The organism is Sanguibacter sp. Z41_6 (genome assembly GCF_059621145.1).
On the sequence record NZ_JCAQIF010000001.1, the window covers coordinates 185647 to 200853 of the forward strand.

The 15207-nt window shown below is 71.3% G+C and carries 15 protein-coding genes and 3 tRNA genes; 7 read left to right on the top strand and 11 right to left on the bottom strand.

Annotated elements, in window-relative coordinates:
- Positions 1-17: 17 nt before the first annotated feature.
- The 4 genes from AC54T1_RS00820 to AC54T1_RS00835 are packed head-to-tail and all read right to left on the bottom strand — an operon-like array spanning position 18 to position 4742.
- Entirely contained in the window at positions 18-896 is an 879-nt protein-coding gene (locus tag AC54T1_RS00820; RefSeq protein WP_496910680.1) for an HAD family hydrolase, read from the bottom strand.
- Positions 893-2149: a cysteine protease StiP family protein gene (locus tag AC54T1_RS00825; RefSeq protein ID WP_496910681.1), complete on the bottom strand. Its 1257-nt coding sequence runs from the start codon at positions 2147-2149 to the stop codon at positions 893-895. Before AC54T1_RS00825 ends, AC54T1_RS00820 begins: the two co-directional genes overlap by 4 nt.
- Positions 2146-3588 (bottom strand): phosphoribosyltransferase family protein, encoded by a 1443-nt coding sequence (locus AC54T1_RS00830; protein WP_496910682.1) that lies wholly within the window; start codon positions 3586-3588, stop codon positions 2146-2148. The genes AC54T1_RS00825 and AC54T1_RS00830 overlap by 4 nt, the downstream gene beginning before the upstream one ends.
- Positions 3585-4742 (bottom strand): HpcH/HpaI aldolase/citrate lyase family protein, encoded by a 1158-nt coding sequence (locus tag AC54T1_RS00835; RefSeq protein WP_484343450.1) that lies wholly within the window; start codon positions 4740-4742, stop codon positions 3585-3587. The genes AC54T1_RS00830 and AC54T1_RS00835 overlap by 4 nt, the downstream gene beginning before the upstream one ends.
- Before the next feature lie 238 nt (positions 4743-4980).
- On the opposite strand from AC54T1_RS00835, the gene aroA reads away from it, so the two are divergent.
- Together aroA and AC54T1_RS00845 are read left to right on the top strand one after the other, a co-directional pair.
- Positions 4981-6222 carry a 3-phosphoshikimate 1-carboxyvinyltransferase gene (gene aroA, locus AC54T1_RS00840; RefSeq protein WP_496910683.1) on the top strand — a complete coding sequence of 414 codons (1242 nt, stop codon included), beginning with the start codon at positions 4981-4983 and terminating at the stop codon, positions 6220-6222.
- A gap of 47 nt (positions 6223-6269) precedes the next feature.
- Entirely contained in the window at positions 6270-7769 is a 1500-nt protein-coding gene (locus tag AC54T1_RS00845) for a TerD family protein (RefSeq protein WP_496910684.1), read from the top strand.
- 111 nt (positions 7770-7880) lie between these two features.
- Here AC54T1_RS00845 and AC54T1_RS00850 read toward each other — a convergent pair whose 3' ends face one another.
- The 6 genes from AC54T1_RS00850 to AC54T1_RS00875 form a co-directional block, all read right to left on the bottom strand.
- Positions 7881-8456: a TerD family protein gene (locus AC54T1_RS00850; protein ID WP_484343453.1), complete on the bottom strand. Its 576-nt coding sequence runs from the start codon at positions 8454-8456 to the stop codon at positions 7881-7883.
- Between the two features lie 60 nt (positions 8457-8516).
- Positions 8517-9662: a DUF475 domain-containing protein gene (locus AC54T1_RS00855; protein ID WP_484343454.1), complete on the bottom strand. Its 1146-nt coding sequence runs from the start codon at positions 9660-9662 to the stop codon at positions 8517-8519.
- 124 nt (positions 9663-9786) lie between these two features.
- On the bottom strand, positions 9787-10362 hold the full coding sequence (locus AC54T1_RS00860) for a TerD family protein (protein WP_484343455.1): 576 nt from the start codon (positions 10360-10362) through the stop codon (positions 9787-9789).
- A gap of 211 nt (positions 10363-10573) precedes the next feature.
- Positions 10574-11791, bottom strand: coding sequence for a hypothetical protein (locus AC54T1_RS00865; RefSeq protein WP_496910685.1), 1218 nt, complete (start codon positions 11789-11791; stop codon positions 10574-10576).
- A gap of 7 nt (positions 11792-11798) precedes the next feature.
- Positions 11799-12785: a UDP-glucose 4-epimerase GalE gene (gene galE / locus AC54T1_RS00870; protein ID WP_496910686.1), complete on the bottom strand. Its 987-nt coding sequence runs from the start codon at positions 12783-12785 to the stop codon at positions 11799-11801.
- Between the two features lie 66 nt (positions 12786-12851).
- Positions 12852-13205, bottom strand: coding sequence for a metallopeptidase family protein (locus AC54T1_RS00875; RefSeq protein ID WP_484343458.1), 354 nt, complete (start codon positions 13203-13205; stop codon positions 12852-12854).
- 170 nt (positions 13206-13375) lie between these two features.
- Between AC54T1_RS00875 and AC54T1_RS00880 the strand changes: the two genes are divergently transcribed.
- The 5 genes from AC54T1_RS00880 to AC54T1_RS00900 all read left to right on the top strand — a co-directional run bounded on the left by AC54T1_RS00880 (position 13376) and on the right by AC54T1_RS00900 (position 14644).
- A tRNA-Glu gene (locus AC54T1_RS00880) sits at positions 13376-13448 on the top strand.
- A 144-nt stretch (positions 13449-13592) separates the two neighbouring features.
- Positions 13593-13666 (top strand) — tRNA-Asp (locus tag AC54T1_RS00885).
- Positions 13667-13715: 49 nt separating this feature from the next.
- Positions 13716-13788: transfer RNA gene (locus AC54T1_RS00890), tRNA-Phe, on the top strand.
- A gap of 149 nt (positions 13789-13937) precedes the next feature.
- Positions 13938-14363 (top strand): phage holin family protein, encoded by a 426-nt coding sequence (locus tag AC54T1_RS00895; protein WP_496910687.1) that lies wholly within the window; start codon positions 13938-13940, stop codon positions 14361-14363.
- The gene (locus tag AC54T1_RS00900) at positions 14360-14644 is read left to right on the top strand and encodes a DUF3618 domain-containing protein (protein WP_496910688.1); all 285 of its coding nucleotides are present in this window, start codon (positions 14360-14362) and stop codon (positions 14642-14644) included. Before AC54T1_RS00895 ends, AC54T1_RS00900 begins: the two co-directional genes overlap by 4 nt.
- Before the next feature lie 61 nt (positions 14645-14705).
- On the opposite strand, the gene AC54T1_RS00905 is transcribed toward AC54T1_RS00900, so the two are convergent.
- Positions 14706-14936, bottom strand: coding sequence for a BldC family transcriptional regulator (locus AC54T1_RS00905; protein WP_484343461.1), 231 nt, complete (start codon positions 14934-14936; stop codon positions 14706-14708).
- Between the last annotated feature and the right edge of the window lie 271 nt (positions 14937-15207).

Here is a 15207-nt window from a genome sequence, read left to right on the forward strand (position 1 = left end):
CGCGCGCGCGGCCCGCGTCAGCGGGTCGCGCGCCCCTGGGCGGCCGCGAGCAGCCACTCGGCGATCTCCTCGCCGGCGGCCGCCCCGGCAGCGGCCGTGACCGTGAGGTTCGGCGACGACCACCCGACGTCGTGCAGCTCGCCGTGGGCCGGTCGGATCGCGGCCGTGGCCCCCTCGAGCATCTCCGCGTCGAGCAGGGAGTCACCCGCCGCCAGGACCGTCCCGGCGCCGACCCGCCGCGCCACCTCGGCCACGGCCGCGCCCTTGCGGAGCTCCTGCGGCACGAGGTAGAGCTTGCGGCCCTGCAACGAGGCGTGCCACCCGTGCGCGCGCGCCCAGCCCGCGACGTCGTCGACGAATCCGGCCGGCATCGCGTCACGCTGCACGACCGCGTAGCAGAAGAGGCCCTCCGCGCTGCGGAGCTTCTTCGTCCACTCGGGCTTGAACACGCCCTGCATGTATCCCTCGACCTCGTCGAACGGGTGCGAGGACTCCGCCAGCACCCCACGGACGTGCTCCGACCACGCCCGGTCCGCGACGCCGTCGACGAGGATGAACCCGCCGTTGGCCGTGATCGCGTACGGCACCTGCGGGCCCGGGAGGGTGATCCGTCGGTACTGCGCGCGCGTCCGCGTCGTCGCCGGGACGAGCACGCCCAGCGTGGTGAGCGACTCGATCGTCCGCAGGGCCGCCTGCGTGACGTACGAGAGGGTCTTGCTGTCGTAGATCTCGACGCACGCCAGGTCGCGCAGCAGCGCCCGCGGATCAGCGCCGTCGGTCAGGCCGATCCGCGCGGCCTTGCCGGAGTAGATGAGCGTCCTGTCGAGGTCGCACGCCGCGACGACGGGAGCCGAGAGGTCCGCGATCCGCGCGACGTCGACGTCGTCCGCGCTCACTGCGCCGCCGTCCCGTCGGCACCCGTGGCTCCGCGGGTGAAGCGGGGGTGGATGAGGCCGACGCAGGAGTAGGGAAGGTCGTCGACCTCGACGACCTCGACCCCGCGCTGCTCGGCGAGGAGGCGCACATGACCGAGGTCCGCGCCGGAGCCCGTCCGGACGAGGATCTTCCATGGCACCCGGCGCAGCAGGACGCGGGACGTCTCCCCCACGCCAGGCTTGACGAGGTTGACGTCACCCAGCCCGTACTCCTCGCTGATCGCCTCGACGGCGGACCAGCCCGCCCAGGTGACCTCCGGTTCCGCCTGGGCACGACGCTCCGCGACCGTCGTGCTCACGGCCTGCGCGACGCTCCCGAACCGGGCACTGACGACGTCGAGGAACTCCCCCGACACGTCCGCTCCGCGGAGCTCGGAGTAGAACTTCGCACCGTGGTACATCCCCGGGCGGATGAGATCGTCGTTGAGCACGGTCCGCGACACGAGCCCCGAGACCGTCGAGTTCAGGCACGCCGAGGGGATGAGGTAGTCGTCCCGGGTGCCGAAGAGGCGCACGCAGTGCCCGGGGTCCGCGAGCACCGCGAGGTCGGGGTCGAACGGTCCGGGGACGTTGTCGTCGGCGTCGGCCGGTCGCTCCGTGAGGCCCAGCGCGACGTTGGCCTGCTCCACGGCGACGCGCAGCTCACGCGCGATCGCTCCCTTGCCGGTCCAGCCGTCGACGAACACGACGTCCGCGGGGTCGTGGTGCGCGGCGAGGTACTCGAGGGCGACCTGGTCGATGCCCCGTCCCCGCACGATGCTCACCGCGTAGTGCGGGAGCGTGAGACCGTGCGCGTAGCTCGCCCACCGCTTCATGAGGACCCCGACGGGTGTCCCTGCACGTGCGAGGGACACGAGCACCGCCCGCTCGCCGCGCTCGGCGAGGACGAGCTCGGTGAGGACCCCGACGGCGTGCGCGAGGCGCCCGGCGGACGTGCGCAGGGCAGCGTGGAAGAGCTCCTGGTACTCGGTGGTCGGCTGGTACTCGACGGGCAGCGACTCGGCGTAGTGGGCGCCGCCGGACTGGATGGCCTCCTCGCGCTCCTCCGTGGGCGCCTCGAGCTCGACGCCGGACAGGTCGCTGAGCAGCCATGCGACCTCGTGCGGGGCGTACGAGCCGAACGCTGGACCGTGGAGCGGCGTCGGGAGCGGTGTCTCCCCGGGTCGGGGCGACGTGGCGACCGCAGGAGCGGCGGTCTCGGTGTGCAGGGTCACAGTGGGAGTTCCTCAGGGTGGTGCGCGGCAGGGTGGTACGCGGGGACGACGACGAGGTGGACCTGGTCGCAGCACCCGGCGACGGCGTCGAGCAGTCCGCCCGGGGCGGCCAGTCCGGCCGTGTCAGCGGGCGAGTCGATGACGACGACGATATCCGTGAACCGGCGGGACGTGTCACCGCCGGGGTCCACGTTGTGCGCGTAGCGCGGCCCGGGGCCGTCGGACGGGTCGTCGTGCGCGGGGAACGCCAGGGTCGAGCGGATGGCGTAGCCGGCGTCGTCGACGGCCAGCACCGGCGACCGTGTCGTCGTCGAGTACCGCACCGTCGCGGCGGACCCCTGGGCGAGCGCCACGCCCACGCGCAGCGGCGCGTACATGAGCTCCTCGAACCCGAGCACGAGCGCACGATCGCCGACGAGCCCGTCGGCGAGCTCCCGGGCCACCGCGTCGGCGGCCTCCGCGAGCCGGACCTCGTCGTGCGGGTGGAACCCGTGACGTCCGCCGTCACGCACCCCCGGGGGCCACCCGGTCACCCGGCGGACCGGGGCCGCAGCCCGGACCCGCGCGCCCTCTGCCGCCGCCGGGACGGCCGCCAGGACGCGCTCCGCCCGCGCGAGGACGTCGGAGGGCAGGTCGATCGCACCGGAGGCCAGCGCGACGACGTCGATCCGCGTCCCGAGGTCCCGGGCGACGGTCGCGAACCGCTCCTGGTCGGCGATCGACCGCAGGTCGATGAGCGCCGCGACGACGTAGCGGCTGCGCGGCTGGTCGGCGTGCAGCGCGGCGACCGTGTTGAGCGCGGTGCGCCCCGTGGAGATCTCGTCGTCGACGAGCACGACGACGTCCGCCTCGGCGAGCATGCGCGGGTCGTCGGGCAGCACGAGGTGCTCCGTGGCGTGCGAGTGCTCCTCGGCGAACCCGGCGGCGGGGGTCACCCCGGCGACCGCCCGGCGGGTGGAGTGCAACGAGGGCAGGCCCAGCACCCGGCCCACGCAGTGCCCGAGCGCCGTCGCGGTCTCCGCGTACCCGATGACGACGGCACCCGACGGTACGGGGGGCGCGGCGTCGGCGACGGTCTCGAGGGACGCCCCGAGACGCTCGATGGCGTCGTCGCGCCCGGCGAGGGCGTCCCGCAGGAGCCCCGCGACGTCCGCGGCACGTGCAGCCCCGGCTGCCGCCGTCGAGCCCGCGAGGGCGTCCGCGGCGAGGTGGCCGAGGAGGGCGCCCGCCGCGTCCACGATCCGCGGGTCCGTCGGCACGTGCTTGCCGAGGACCGTGGAGACGAGCAGGTGGGCGCGACGGGGGTTGCGCCGCACGGCGAGCCCGACGAGCTCGTCGAGCTCGATGCCGACGGCCGACTCCGCGGTGCCCAGACGGACCCCGAGACGCTCCGTGACCCACGTCCCCGCCCACGGGGCGGCGGTGCGTGTCCCCGTCACGGGAGGGGGCTCGCGCTGAGGACGTCGACGTAGCCCGTGTCCTCGCGGTACACGCCGAAGACCTCTGCCCGCAGCAGGACCCGTTCCGCCCATGCCCGGTGCGGCTTGCTCTCGTTCATCTTGTTGCGGTACGCCGACGCCCGGGCCCCACCACCAGCCGTGTCGAGGACTGCGAGCGCGTCCACGTACTCCTCGTGCGACACGACGGACATCGCGTGCACCGCCACGACGTGGGACGGGTGGATGACGGTCTTGCCGGTGAGTCCGTTCGCCTGGTCGAGGACGACCTCACGGATGAGCCCGTCGAGGTCCGCGTCGATCATCCGCATGCGCAGCGTCCGCTCGTCCTGCTCGATGAACGGTGTCTCCCGCAGCTGGGGCTTGAAGATGCGCTCGTGCTGCGCGAAGTACTCCCACACGGGCCCGGAGATGACGAACCCGGAGCCGTCGGCCCGGCCGAGGATGTTGACGATGTCAGCGACGAGGTCCGCGATGACGTGCACGTGGTAGATCGTCAGCTCCCGCGTGCGGCGCAGCCCGAAGGCGGAGCACAGGTCGGTCGCGCCGATCCGCACGGCGAGGATCGAGTCGCGGTACTTCTCCAGGACACGCTGCACGCCGCTGAGCTCGGACACCCGGCTCTCGCGGAACACGAGCGCCGGGGACTCGAGCACGGGCATCGCGTACATGCGCCGTCCGGCACGCTCGCTCACGGACTGGACCGCCTCGAGGTACTCGACGCCGGTGTCCTCGAGGAACTTGGGGATGACGAACCCCGCGAGCACCGAGACGTGCTCACCGAGCCCCTCGGCGACGAGCGCGATCTGGTAGACCGCCCGGACGCGCACGAACACGAGCGGACCCACGGGGCCCGACAGCGCGTACTCCCGCAGCTGCTCGACGACGTTGCGCTCCGCGTCCGGCACCTCGTCGTCCGCGATGGAGTCCTCGAGGCACACGACCACGGAGATGACGCCGAGGGCGGCGCGCTTCGCGATGTCCTGCGCGAGCGTGGGGCGGGTCGCCGGGCTGTAGAGGGTCGCGCCGAGGGCGACCGCGAGCATCTCCGGCGGGCTGTCGACCGTGAACGGGGTCGGCGGCCGGAAGAAGAGGTGGTCCGTCTCGGCCGGGCTGAGGTAGTCGAAGTGGCGCATGGTGCCCTGTCTGGTGATCGACGGGGAGGTGTCGAGACCCCGGGCGCTCGAGGTCGGGCGCGCTGTCACGATAACTGACGCCTGCTCGCCCCGGAACACCTCACGCCGGGGAGAGGTGCCCACCCCGGCGAGCGGTCAGCTGCGCCAGGAACGACCGGGGTGCGCCGACGCACCCTCGATACGATGGCGACCTGCCGCGGCATCCCTGTCCGCGGCCCGACGACGTGAGGTGGACCCTGTGACGACGGTCGAGATCCCGGGCTCGAAGTCCGTGACGGCACGTGCCCTCTTCCTCGCCGCGAGCGCGGCCGGGACGTCCGTGCTGCGTCGCCCGCTGCGCTCGGACGACACGGAGGCGTTCGTCGACGGACTGCGCTCGCTCGGGTACGACGTGACGCTCGGTGACGACGCGTGGACGATCGTGGGGCACCCCGGGGGGCCCCCGGCGCCGACCGCGGACGTCTACTGCCGCGACGCCGGGACCGCAGCGCGGTTCCTGCCCGCGCTGGCCGCCGTCGGGCATGGGCGGTACCGGTTCGACGCGTCCCCCCAGATGCGTCGGCGACCGGTCGGCCCGCTGGGCGAGGCGTTGCGGTCGCTCGGCGTCGGCGTGACGTACGAGGAGGCGGACGGGCACCTGCCGATGACCGTGGTGGCCGACGGCATCCCCTCGGCGCACCTCGAGATCGACGGCTCGGTGTCCTCCCAGTTCCTCACCGCGCTGCTGCTCGCCGCACCCGCGATGGCCGACGGTCTCGACGTGGCGGTGACGGACCTCGTCTCGCAGCCCTACGTCGACATGACGCTCACGATGATGGCCGCGTTCGGCGTCGGGGCGACGCGCGGCCACGGCTCGTACCGGGTGGACCCGCAGGTGCCGGTGGCCCGCACGTACGACATCGAGCCGGACGCCTCGACGGCCAGCTACGTGTTCGCCGCGGCGGCGATCACCGGGCACACGGTCACCGTCCCCGGCCTGGGCGCAGGAGCGATGCAGGGGGACCTCGCGTTCGTCGACGTCCTCGCGTCGATGGGCGCGGACGTCACCGTCGGCCCGGACAGCACGACGGTGACGGGCACCGACGTCCTGCGCGGCGTGACCGTGAACATGCGTGACATCTCCGACACGATGCCGACGCTCGCCGCGATCGCGCCGTTCGCCGACGGCCCCACGCGCATCGAGGACGTCTACAACACGCGGGTGAAGGAGTGCGACCGCCTCGAGGCGTGCGCGACGAACCTGCGGGCGATGGGCGTGCGGGTCGAGACCGGACGCGACTGGATCGAGATCTGGCCCGGCGACACCCGCCCCGCCGTCATCGACTGCTACGGCGACCACCGCATCGCCATGAGCTTCTCCGTCGCCGGGCTGCGCGCCGACGGGCTCGAGCTCGACGACCCGGGCTGCGTCCGCAAGACCTTCCCGGAGTTCCACGAGGTGTTCGGCAGGCTGCGCCAGGAGTGGCAGCTGCCCGCCTGACGCGTCGCCGGGGTGGATGTGTCGGACTCCTCTGGAACTATGGGGCCATGACGCAGATGACCAAGGGGATGAACATCCCGCTGTCCGCCACCCGCCTCCGCGCCGAGCTCGTCTGGACCACGGGCCCCGGTACGCCGGACGTCGACGCGTCCGCGCTCCTCCTCCTCGGCACGGGGAAGGTGCGGTCCGACGACGACTTCGTCTTCTTCAACCAGCCGCAGCACGCGTCGGGGGCGGTCCGCAAGACGCCGAAGCAGCCCGTGGGCGGCTCCGTGCACGACGCCCTGGAGGTCGACCTCTCACGCGTCGAGCCGGACGTCGAGCGGATCATCCTCGGCGCATCGGCCGACGGCGGCACCTTCGGTGCTGTCCCCGGTCTCTACCTCGTCCTCACGGATCTCGACTCGGGCACGCTGGTCGCCCGGTTCGACGTCACCGATGCCACGACCGAGACCGCGTTCCTCTCGGGCGAGATCTACCGCCGCAACGGCCAGTGGAAGTTCCGGGCCGTCGGCCAGGGGTACGCCTCGGGGCTCGCCGGCCTCGCCACCGACTTCGGCATCAGCGTCGACGACGAGCCGGCGCCCGCGCAGCCTGCCGCGGCGCCCCCGGCCCCCTCGGTTCCGGCCGACGCCGCGTCGCTGCGCCCGCCGTCCTACACCCGTCCCGATCGGACGCCTCCCGCACAGCCCGCTGTCGCGCCGTCCTACACCCGGCCGGACCGGACCCCGGCCGCACCGCCGGTCGCAGCGCCGGCCGCAGCCCCCGCTGCCCCGCCCGCGTACACCCGCCCGGACCGGACACCCGCGCCCAGCGCTCCCGCCTACGGTTCTCCCGCACCGACGTACGGCACCCCCGCGCCCGCCTTCGGCGCGACCCCGGCACCGGCGCCCATTCCCGGGTACGCGCCGCCGCCGACCGCGCCCTCGTTCGGCTCCGTGCCACCACCCGCGTCGGCGCCCGTCAACCTCGACAAGGGCCGCGTGAGCCTGCAGAAGCGCCAGCGTGTGAGCCTCGCGAAGACGGGGGCCCCGGCCCTCACCCGCGTCCAGCTCGGCCTGGGCTGGGACCCGGCGACGGGTCGCGGCAACATCGACCTCGACGCCTCCGCGATCGTTCTCGACGCCTCCGGCAAGGACATCGACAAGGCGTGGTTCATGAGCAAGAAGGCGTGCAAGGGCGCCGTCCAGCACATGGGCGACAACCTCACGGGAGCCGGCGACGGCGACGACGAGGTCATCCTCGTCGACCTCATGAAGCTGCCCGCCCAGGTCGCGGCCGTCGTCTTCACCATCAACTCGTTCGCGGGGCACAGGTTCACGGACGTGAAGAACGCCTACTGCCGGCTCGTCGACTCGACGAACGGCGCCGAGCTCGTCCGGTTCGACCTCACGGACTCCAAGGCTGCGACCGGCGTGTTCATGTGCGTGCTGCGGCGTGGCGCGGGCGACGTGTGGGAGATGGAGGGCCTGGGCGAGTTCCAGGACGGCAAGACCGTCAAGGCGATGCTCGGCACGGCCGGTCAGTTCCTGCGCGCCGGAGCCTGAGGGGCAGCGCCCCGCGCCAGCGCGATCGACCCAGCGCGATCGACGACGACGGCCCGCCGCCGCGACCCCAGGGGGTGCGGCGACGGGCCGTCGTCGTCGTTGCAGCGCCCCCTAGAGGTGTGGGCGCACGGACGGAAGGAGCTGGTCGAAGGTGCGGCCCGTCGCCGAGGCACCGATCGCCGTCATGGCCCATCCGTCTCCCTCACGGGTCACCTTCGCCATGATCTGGGCGTTGTGCGTCCCCGACCCCGAGAGGTCGTACCGTGCGAGCTCGGTGTTGGACGCCTCGTCGACGAGGCGGCAGAACGCGCTCTCGATCTGCGTGAAGTCCTGACCGGTGAACGAGTTCACCGTGAACACGAGCGTCGTCACCGTCGCGGGCACCCGCGTGAGGTCGACGATGATCGACTCGTCGTCCCCGTCGCCCGCACCCGTGCGGTTGTCACCGGTGTGCATGACGGACCCGTCGACGCTCTGCAGCTGGTTGAACCACACCTGGTCGACGAGCCGGCCCGCCGCGTCGAAGAGGAGCCCGGACGCGTCCAGGTCGATCTCCTGCTCGCGCTTGCCGAAGAAGCCGCGCTTCTTCACCGCGTCCCACCCGAGGCCCATGCGGACCCGCGTGAGGGTCCCGCCGCTGGGCTTCGCGAGGGAGACCTTCTGACCCTTGGACAAGTTCACTGACATGCATGCGTCCTTTCGGTGCGGCCCGGCTTCTGCGGGCCGCTCGGGTGGGGGTGGAAACGATCAGGGGACGGGCGCGTCCCGCGTCTCGGCGGTCCCGCCGGGCGTGGTCTCCGATGCGTCAGCACCCGTGCCGTGCTTCTTCCGGTACCGCAGGGAGGACACGAACGACGCCCCGATGAAGACGACACCGAGAAGACCCGTGATGATCTCGTCGATGTGCACCTTGATCGAGACGAGCAGGATCGCCGCGAGGGCACCGATCGCCCAGTGCGCGCCGTGCTCGAGGAACACGTACTCCGAGAGGGTGCCCTTCTTGACGAAGAAGATCGTGATGGACCGGACGAACATGGCACCGATGAACCCGAGGCCGAGCGCGATGATCACGGGGTCCGGGGTGATCGCGAACGCGCCGATGACGCCGTCGAACGAGAAGGACGCGTCGAGCACCTCGAGGTACAGGAAGAGGAAGAACCCAGCCTTGCCGGTCGCCTTCGCGAGGGTGGACGGCCCGGAGTGGGTCACCTTCTCCACGACGGTGGCGCTCACGCTGTCGTCCTCCTCGTCGTCCCCGGGGACGGTGAAGAGGTTTCCGAGGCCGTTGACCGCGAGGTAGGTGACCATGCCGAGGACGCCCGCGAGGAGCACGACATGGGGATCGTCGGCGAGCAGCTCGGCGGCGAGGAGCAGGAGGACCGTGGCGGTGACGACCGAGACGTTCTCGAGCTTGCCGACCTTCGCGAGCGGCCTCTCGAGCCAGGACAGCCACGTGATCTCGCGCTTCTCGAAGATGAAGTCGAGGAACAGCATGAGCAGGAACATCCCGCCGAACGCCGCGATCTGCGGGTGCGCCTCGGCGAGCGCGTACCCGTAGGTGCCCGGGGTGTCGGGGTCCCCCTTCTCCATCGCGAGCTGGAGAGCCTCGACCGGGCCGAGGTCCGCGGTGACGCTGACGATGACGAGCGGGAAGACAAGACGCATGCCGAACACGGCGATGAGGATGCCGATGGTGAGGAAGATCTTCTGCCAGAAGTCAGACATCCGCTGGAGGATCTTCGCGTTGACGACCGCATTGTCGAACGAGAGCGAGACCTCGAGGATTCCGAGGATGACGCACAGGACGAAGGCTTCCCAGCCTCCGTAGAAGAAAGCAGTGATCAGTGCCGCGATCGTCACGACGAATGACCAGCCGAAGGTGCGCAGGAACATGCGTGTCCTTGTCTAGGGTGACATCACTCGGGCGGCCCACGGTCGAAGACCCCGGGCCGCCCGTCGTGCTGTGGAGATGTGTGTCAGCAGTGATGCAGGTGATGCAGGTGATGCAGGTGAACGATCAGACGCTGACGCCGAAGTCGCGGGCGATGCCCGCGAGACCCTCTGCGTAGCCCTGACCCACGGCGCGGAACTTCCACTCCGCACCGTTGCGGTACAGCTCACCGAAGACCATGGCCGTCTCGGTGGAGGCGTCCTCGCTGAGGTCGTAGCGCGCGAGCTCGACGCCGCCGGCCTGGTTCATGACGCGGATGAACGCGTTGGACACCTGGCCGAAGTTCTGGGAGCGGGCAGCCGCGTCGTAGATCGACACGGGGAACACGATCCGCTGGACCTCGGCCGGGACGGCTGCGAGGTTGACCTTGATCTGCTCGTCGTCGCCGTCGCCCTCACCGGTGAGGTTGTCACCGGTGTGCTCGACGGAGCCGTCCGCGCTGGTGAGGTTGTTGAAGAAGACGAAGTGGCCGTCCGTGAGGACCTTGCCGCTGGCGCCGAGAAGGATCGCGCTCGCGTCGAGGTCGAAGTCGACACCCGTCGTCGTGCGGACATCCCATCCCAGGCCGACCGTCACGGCGGTGAGGCCGGGCGCCTCCTTGGTGAGCGAGACGTTTCCGCCCTTGCTAAGACTGACTCCCACGAGTACTCCATACGCTCGGGACGGGGTTTTGTGCCCCCGCCGTTTCGATGGTCCGTCACCCAGAGGGCGACGGCTTGACTATAACGCGAGAGACCTGCCGTAAGGCGGTCGAATCTCGCGCAAAATGGTGGTGAGAACTCCCCGTCGCCATGCTCGGCGAGGCCGCGCTGAGCCGGCACCGGGCCCGGCGGGCCCAGGCGTGCCACCGTGGTCAGCCCAACGCGTCGACCAGGCGCAGCCAGTCGTGCCAGGGTTGGCCCGGAGGGCCCAGCGGCACGGCGGTGACCTGCGGTCGCGCCCCGACGCGGTCCGCGACGGCCGACGTGACGACGGCCGTCCAGCCCGCGGGCAGCGCGCCGTCGGCCCCGGGCCCGGCAGGGCCTGCACCGAGCCACGCCGCTGCCCGCGCCGGTGCGGCGGCGACGTCGACGACCTCGAAGGTCTCCACCGCGGACCGCACGGTGCGGCCGAGCGTCCCGTGCACGTCCACCGTGACGCCGAGGTCCGCGCGGATCACGACGTGGTGGTCGCGGCGGTCCATGAGCATCCCGAACGTCGACCGCGCGCCGTCCGTGCCGGGAGGACCGGCGAGCTCGAGGTGCACCCGGGCGTCCGGACGCCCGACCGCGCGTCGGACGTAGTCGCCGAGCGGTGTCGCCACGCCGTCGGGCGTGAGCAGACCGGCGCGCACGGGCCCGGGGCGCCAGCGCGGGACGATCTTGTGAGATCCCGTGACGAACACCTCGAGCTCGGCCGAGGTGAGCTGGTCCACGGGTGGCACGTACCGGCCCGGGATCGGGTCAGGGCGCCCATCGGCGGGGTGTGCCTCGTCGGGGTGTGCCTCGTCGGGCCGCACCGCGCCCCCCGGCACCTCGATCGAGGCCAACGCGTGCTCGACCGCCGTCAGGACGGTCCGCTGGTGCGCGACGGGCACCGACGCCGTGACCCGGGCGGGACCGCCCGAGGCCTCGACGACGACGGTGCTCACGATGAGCGGCGTCGTCATGTCGTGCTGCGCGACGTCGACCCGGACGCCTTCGACGTAGCGTCCGTCGCGCGACCTCAGGGGCCACGGACGTCGGTCGACGAGGCATGCCCGGTGGTCCGCGGCGAACGCGTCCTCGACGATCCCGCGGACCGCACGCTCGACCGCCATCCGGTCCGGCGGGCGCCCGGGGTCAGGTCGCTGGGCGGACGCCGCTGGCGGTGCGTACCGGGGCACGAGCGCGTCGGTGCCGCCGAGCGCCTCGATGCGGATCTGCGAGCCGACGACGCGTCCGGTCGCGTCCGCCTGCGCGCCGGGGGCCTCGCACGTCACCCCGCCGACGTCGTCGACGACCGACCAACCCCACGGGACCGGCAACACCAGCCCCGACTGGTCGTCACGCAGGAGCGGGCCCGGGTGCGGCACGCCGGAGCGCTCGAGCACGGACGTCTCAGACGTCGATGCGGCGGGGACCCGCCTGCCAGGCGTCCCAGGCGGAGCGGAGGATCTCCGGCAGGCCGGCGCGGGCGTGCCAGCCCAGGACGGTGTTGATGCGGGCCGGGCTCCCCACGAGGTGCGGCGGGTCACCGGGACGGCGATCGAGGACCTCGGGGGTGATCGTCAGCCCGCTCACGGCGGCGAGCCCGTCGATGACCTCCTTGACGGACGACCCCTCACCCGTGCCGACGTTGAAGACGTCGAAGGGACGCGCCTCGTTCGACGCGAGGTGGTCGAGCGCCGACAGGTGGGCGTGCGCGAGGTCGAGGACGTGGATGTAGTCCCGGATGCACGTGCCGTCGGGCGTGGGGTAGTCGTCCCCGAAGATCTTCGGGGACTCGCCGCGGGCGATCCGGTCGAGGACCATCGGCACGAGGTTGAGCACCGCGGGGTCACCGAGGTCGTCCCAGCCGGAGCCGGCGACGTTGAAGTAGCGCAGCGCCACGAACCGCAGCCCCCAGGCGCGCGTGGCCGCACGGCCGAGCCACTCCCCGACGAGCTTCGTCTCGCCGTAGGGGTTGATCGGCTCGGCGTGGAGCTTCTCCTCGACGACCGACACCGACGGCATGCCGTAGGTGGCCGCCGAGGACGAGAAGACGAGACGGTCGACACCAGCGTCCTCCATGGCCCCGAGGAGGTTGGTCATCCCGCCGACGTTCTGCTCGTAGTAGTACGTGGGACGGGCGACGGACTCGCCCACCTGCTTGCGTCCCGCGAAGTGGATGACGGCGTCGACGTCGTGCTCCTGCATGGCCGCGGCGAGAACCTCACGGGCCCCGGCGCTCGCGACGTCGAGCTCGACGAGCGCTGCGTCGCCGATGCGGTCCGCCCGCCCGGTGCTGAGGTCGTCCACGACGACGACCGTGTCGCCACGCTGCTGCAGCAGACGCACCACGTGCGCCCCGATGTACCCCGCCCCGCCCGTCACCAGAATCGTCATGTCAGCAGGCTACCGGCCACGGCCTGCCGCCCCCACCCCCTCGTCGGGCACCGAAGCACTCCGACCTCATCCCCAGCCGAGCTCGTGGAGGCGGTCGTCGTCGATGCCGAAGTGGTGGGCGATCTCGTGGACCACGGTGATGGCGACCTCCTCGACGACCTCCTCCCGCGTCTCGCACACGGCGAGCGTGGGGTTCCGGAAGATCGTGATGCGGTCAGGGAGCGAGCCGGACGCCCAGCCGAAGTCCCGCTCGGTGAGCGGGACCCCCTCGTAGAGCCCGAGCAGGCCTGGCTCGTCCTCGGGTGCGTCGTCCTCGACCAGCACGACGACGTTGTCCATCTGGGCCGCGAGGTCCGGTGGGACGAGGTCCAGACCATCGCTGACGGCGCCTTCGAACTCTTCACGCGACATCTCGACCATCCAGCCATCCTCTCCCACCCGGCGCGGGTGGGGCGTCGCGCAGGACAGGTCCGGGCCGCGTCACCCGTGCCGCCGCCCGCGCTGCGCCCGTCTTTTTGCGCCGGGGGGATCGGGCGCCCTATGCTGTGCGAGGTCGTCGACTCTCGACATGTTCGTCCGTCCTCGACCAGGCCCCCATCGTTTAGCGGCCTAGGACGCCGCCCTTTCACGGCGGTAGCACGGGTTCGAATCCCGTTGGGGGTACGGGTACTCTGAGGGTGCAGCGTTCAGGCACCGGATGTCAGAGAGTCCGCAGATGTACGGTACGATCTTCCAGGTTCGCCAAGAGGTCAGCCTCGGAAGCGAGAGCAGTACAGCACGATCCTTGAAACACACGTAGTGCCTCAAGGCCCCGTAGCGCAGTTGGTTAGCGCGCCGCCCTGTCACGGCGGAGGTCGCGGGTTCAAGTCCCGTCGGGGTCGCTTGATCATGAACGCCCGGTCAGTTCCATCGGCCGGGCGTTCGTGTCAAGGCTCTGTAGCTCAGTTGGTAGAGCGTTCGACTGAAAATCGAAAGGTCACCGGATCGACGCCGGTCGGAGCCACACATGAACCCCTGGGCAACCAGGGGTTCTTTTGTGTCTGCACGGCACCGTCTGCCCGACCCCGCACGACCGGCATACGTCCGCGGTTGCGGGCACACCGCGGGACCGGTTGAGTTGAGATAGCGTCAACCGTGAAAGGCGGGTGCCGGATGACCACCATGAAGGACGACGGGCGAGCTGCGCCCGGTTCACCACGACCCTCCATCAGCGCGCTCATCGAGCAGCTGACCGAGCAGACGAAACGACTCGTGCGCGCGGAGATCGCGTCGGCGAAGGCCGAGCTCGCCGTGAAGGCCAAGCACGCAGGCGTCGGCATCGCGCTGGCAGGCGCCGCCGCGGTGCTCAGCCTCTACGGCCTCGGGTTCGCCCTGCACGCTGCGATGACCGGCCTCGACGAGGTCATGCCACTGTGGCTCGCCGCTCTTGTCGTCGCTCTCGTCCTGTTCGTCATCGCCGGCGTGCTCGGGCTGATCGGCGTGAAGACTCTCAAGCGAGGCATACCCCCGACACCCACGCGGACGATCACGAGCGTCAAGGACGATGTCACCGCGGTGAAGGAAGGGGCTCAGTCATGAGCGCGGACGAGGCCGAGCTCAGCGCGGAGGTCCTGCGGGCCCGTGCGGACCTCGCAGCGACGGTGGACGAGCTGACGAACCGGCTCGCCCCGAAGGCACTCGCGGACGACGCGGCTCAAGCCACCCGGCTCGCGGTGGAGGACACCGGGGCGCTCCTGGGCGGGAACGGACTGCCGGTGGCGTCCAACCGCGCACGGAACGTCAAGGTCCTCCTCGGCGCCGCCGCAGGCGTCGTCGTCGTGGTCGCGGTGATCGTCATCAAGGTCGCGCGACGGCGCTGACGCTCGTCGCGCAGCAGAGAGGGGCCGTCCCCAACGGGACGGCCCCTCTCTTGACGTCGTGTCACGCGCCCCGGCGTGCGCTCAGCTCGTCCTCGACGACGACCACGCCGGAGTTGGCGAGGAGACCCTTGACCTCGGCCTCACGGTAGCGGCGGTGGCCACCGAGGGTGCGGATGGACGAGAGCTTGCCGGCCTTCGCCCATCGGGTCACGGTCTTCGGGTCGACACGGAAGAGGCTCGCCACCTCGGCGGGGGTCAGCAGCACTTCCGGTTCTCCACGGTTGATCGACATAGGGGGACCTCATTCCTTGCAGCCACCTGGCTCCGGGGGGTGTCGGAGCGTGCGACAGGTGGTTGCATATTCATCCACTATCCCACTAAGGGCGATTCGTGCGCCTCACGTGGGGGGTGAGGAAGAGGGTGAAAACGGTGCAGAACTCGTGGTGGAGACCGAGATCACATCACGAAAGAGGACCAGATCGCCCCTGCCCTCCACCAAGAGGTGGTCCGGGGGCGCTGGCAGCATGTACCGTTGACCCACGAACAGACGAAACTTACCCCGG

Excerpts from the sequence above, each read along its gene's own strand:
- AC54T1_RS00875 (WP_484343458.1), bottom strand. The coding sequence starts at position 13,205 with ATGGTCGAGATGTCGCGTGAAGAGTTCGAAGGCGCCGTCAGCGATGGT.
- AC54T1_RS00850 (WP_484343453.1), bottom strand. The coding sequence starts at position 8,456 with ATGTCAGTGAACTTGTCCAAGGGTCAGAAGGTCTCCCTCGCGAAGCCC.
- AC54T1_RS00900 (WP_496910688.1), top strand. The coding sequence starts at position 14,360 with ATGAGCGCGGACGAGGCCGAGCTCAGCGCGGAGGTCCTGCGGGCCCGT.
- AC54T1_RS00845 (WP_496910684.1), top strand. The coding sequence starts at position 6,270 with ATGACGCAGATGACCAAGGGGATGAACATCCCGCTGTCCGCCACCCGC.
- galE (WP_496910686.1), bottom strand. The coding sequence starts at position 12,785 with ATGACGATTCTGGTGACGGGCGGGGCGGGGTACATCGGGGCGCACGTG.
- AC54T1_RS00855 (WP_484343454.1), bottom strand. The coding sequence starts at position 9,662 with ATGTTCCTGCGCACCTTCGGCTGGTCATTCGTCGTGACGATCGCGGCA.
- AC54T1_RS00835 (WP_484343450.1), bottom strand. The coding sequence starts at position 4,742 with ATGCGCCACTTCGACTACCTCAGCCCGGCCGAGACGGACCACCTCTTC.
- AC54T1_RS00895 (WP_496910687.1), top strand. The coding sequence starts at position 13,938 with ATGACCACCATGAAGGACGACGGGCGAGCTGCGCCCGGTTCACCACGA.
- AC54T1_RS00905 (WP_484343461.1), bottom strand. The coding sequence starts at position 14,936 with ATGTCGATCAACCGTGGAGAACCGGAAGTGCTGCTGACCCCCGCCGAG.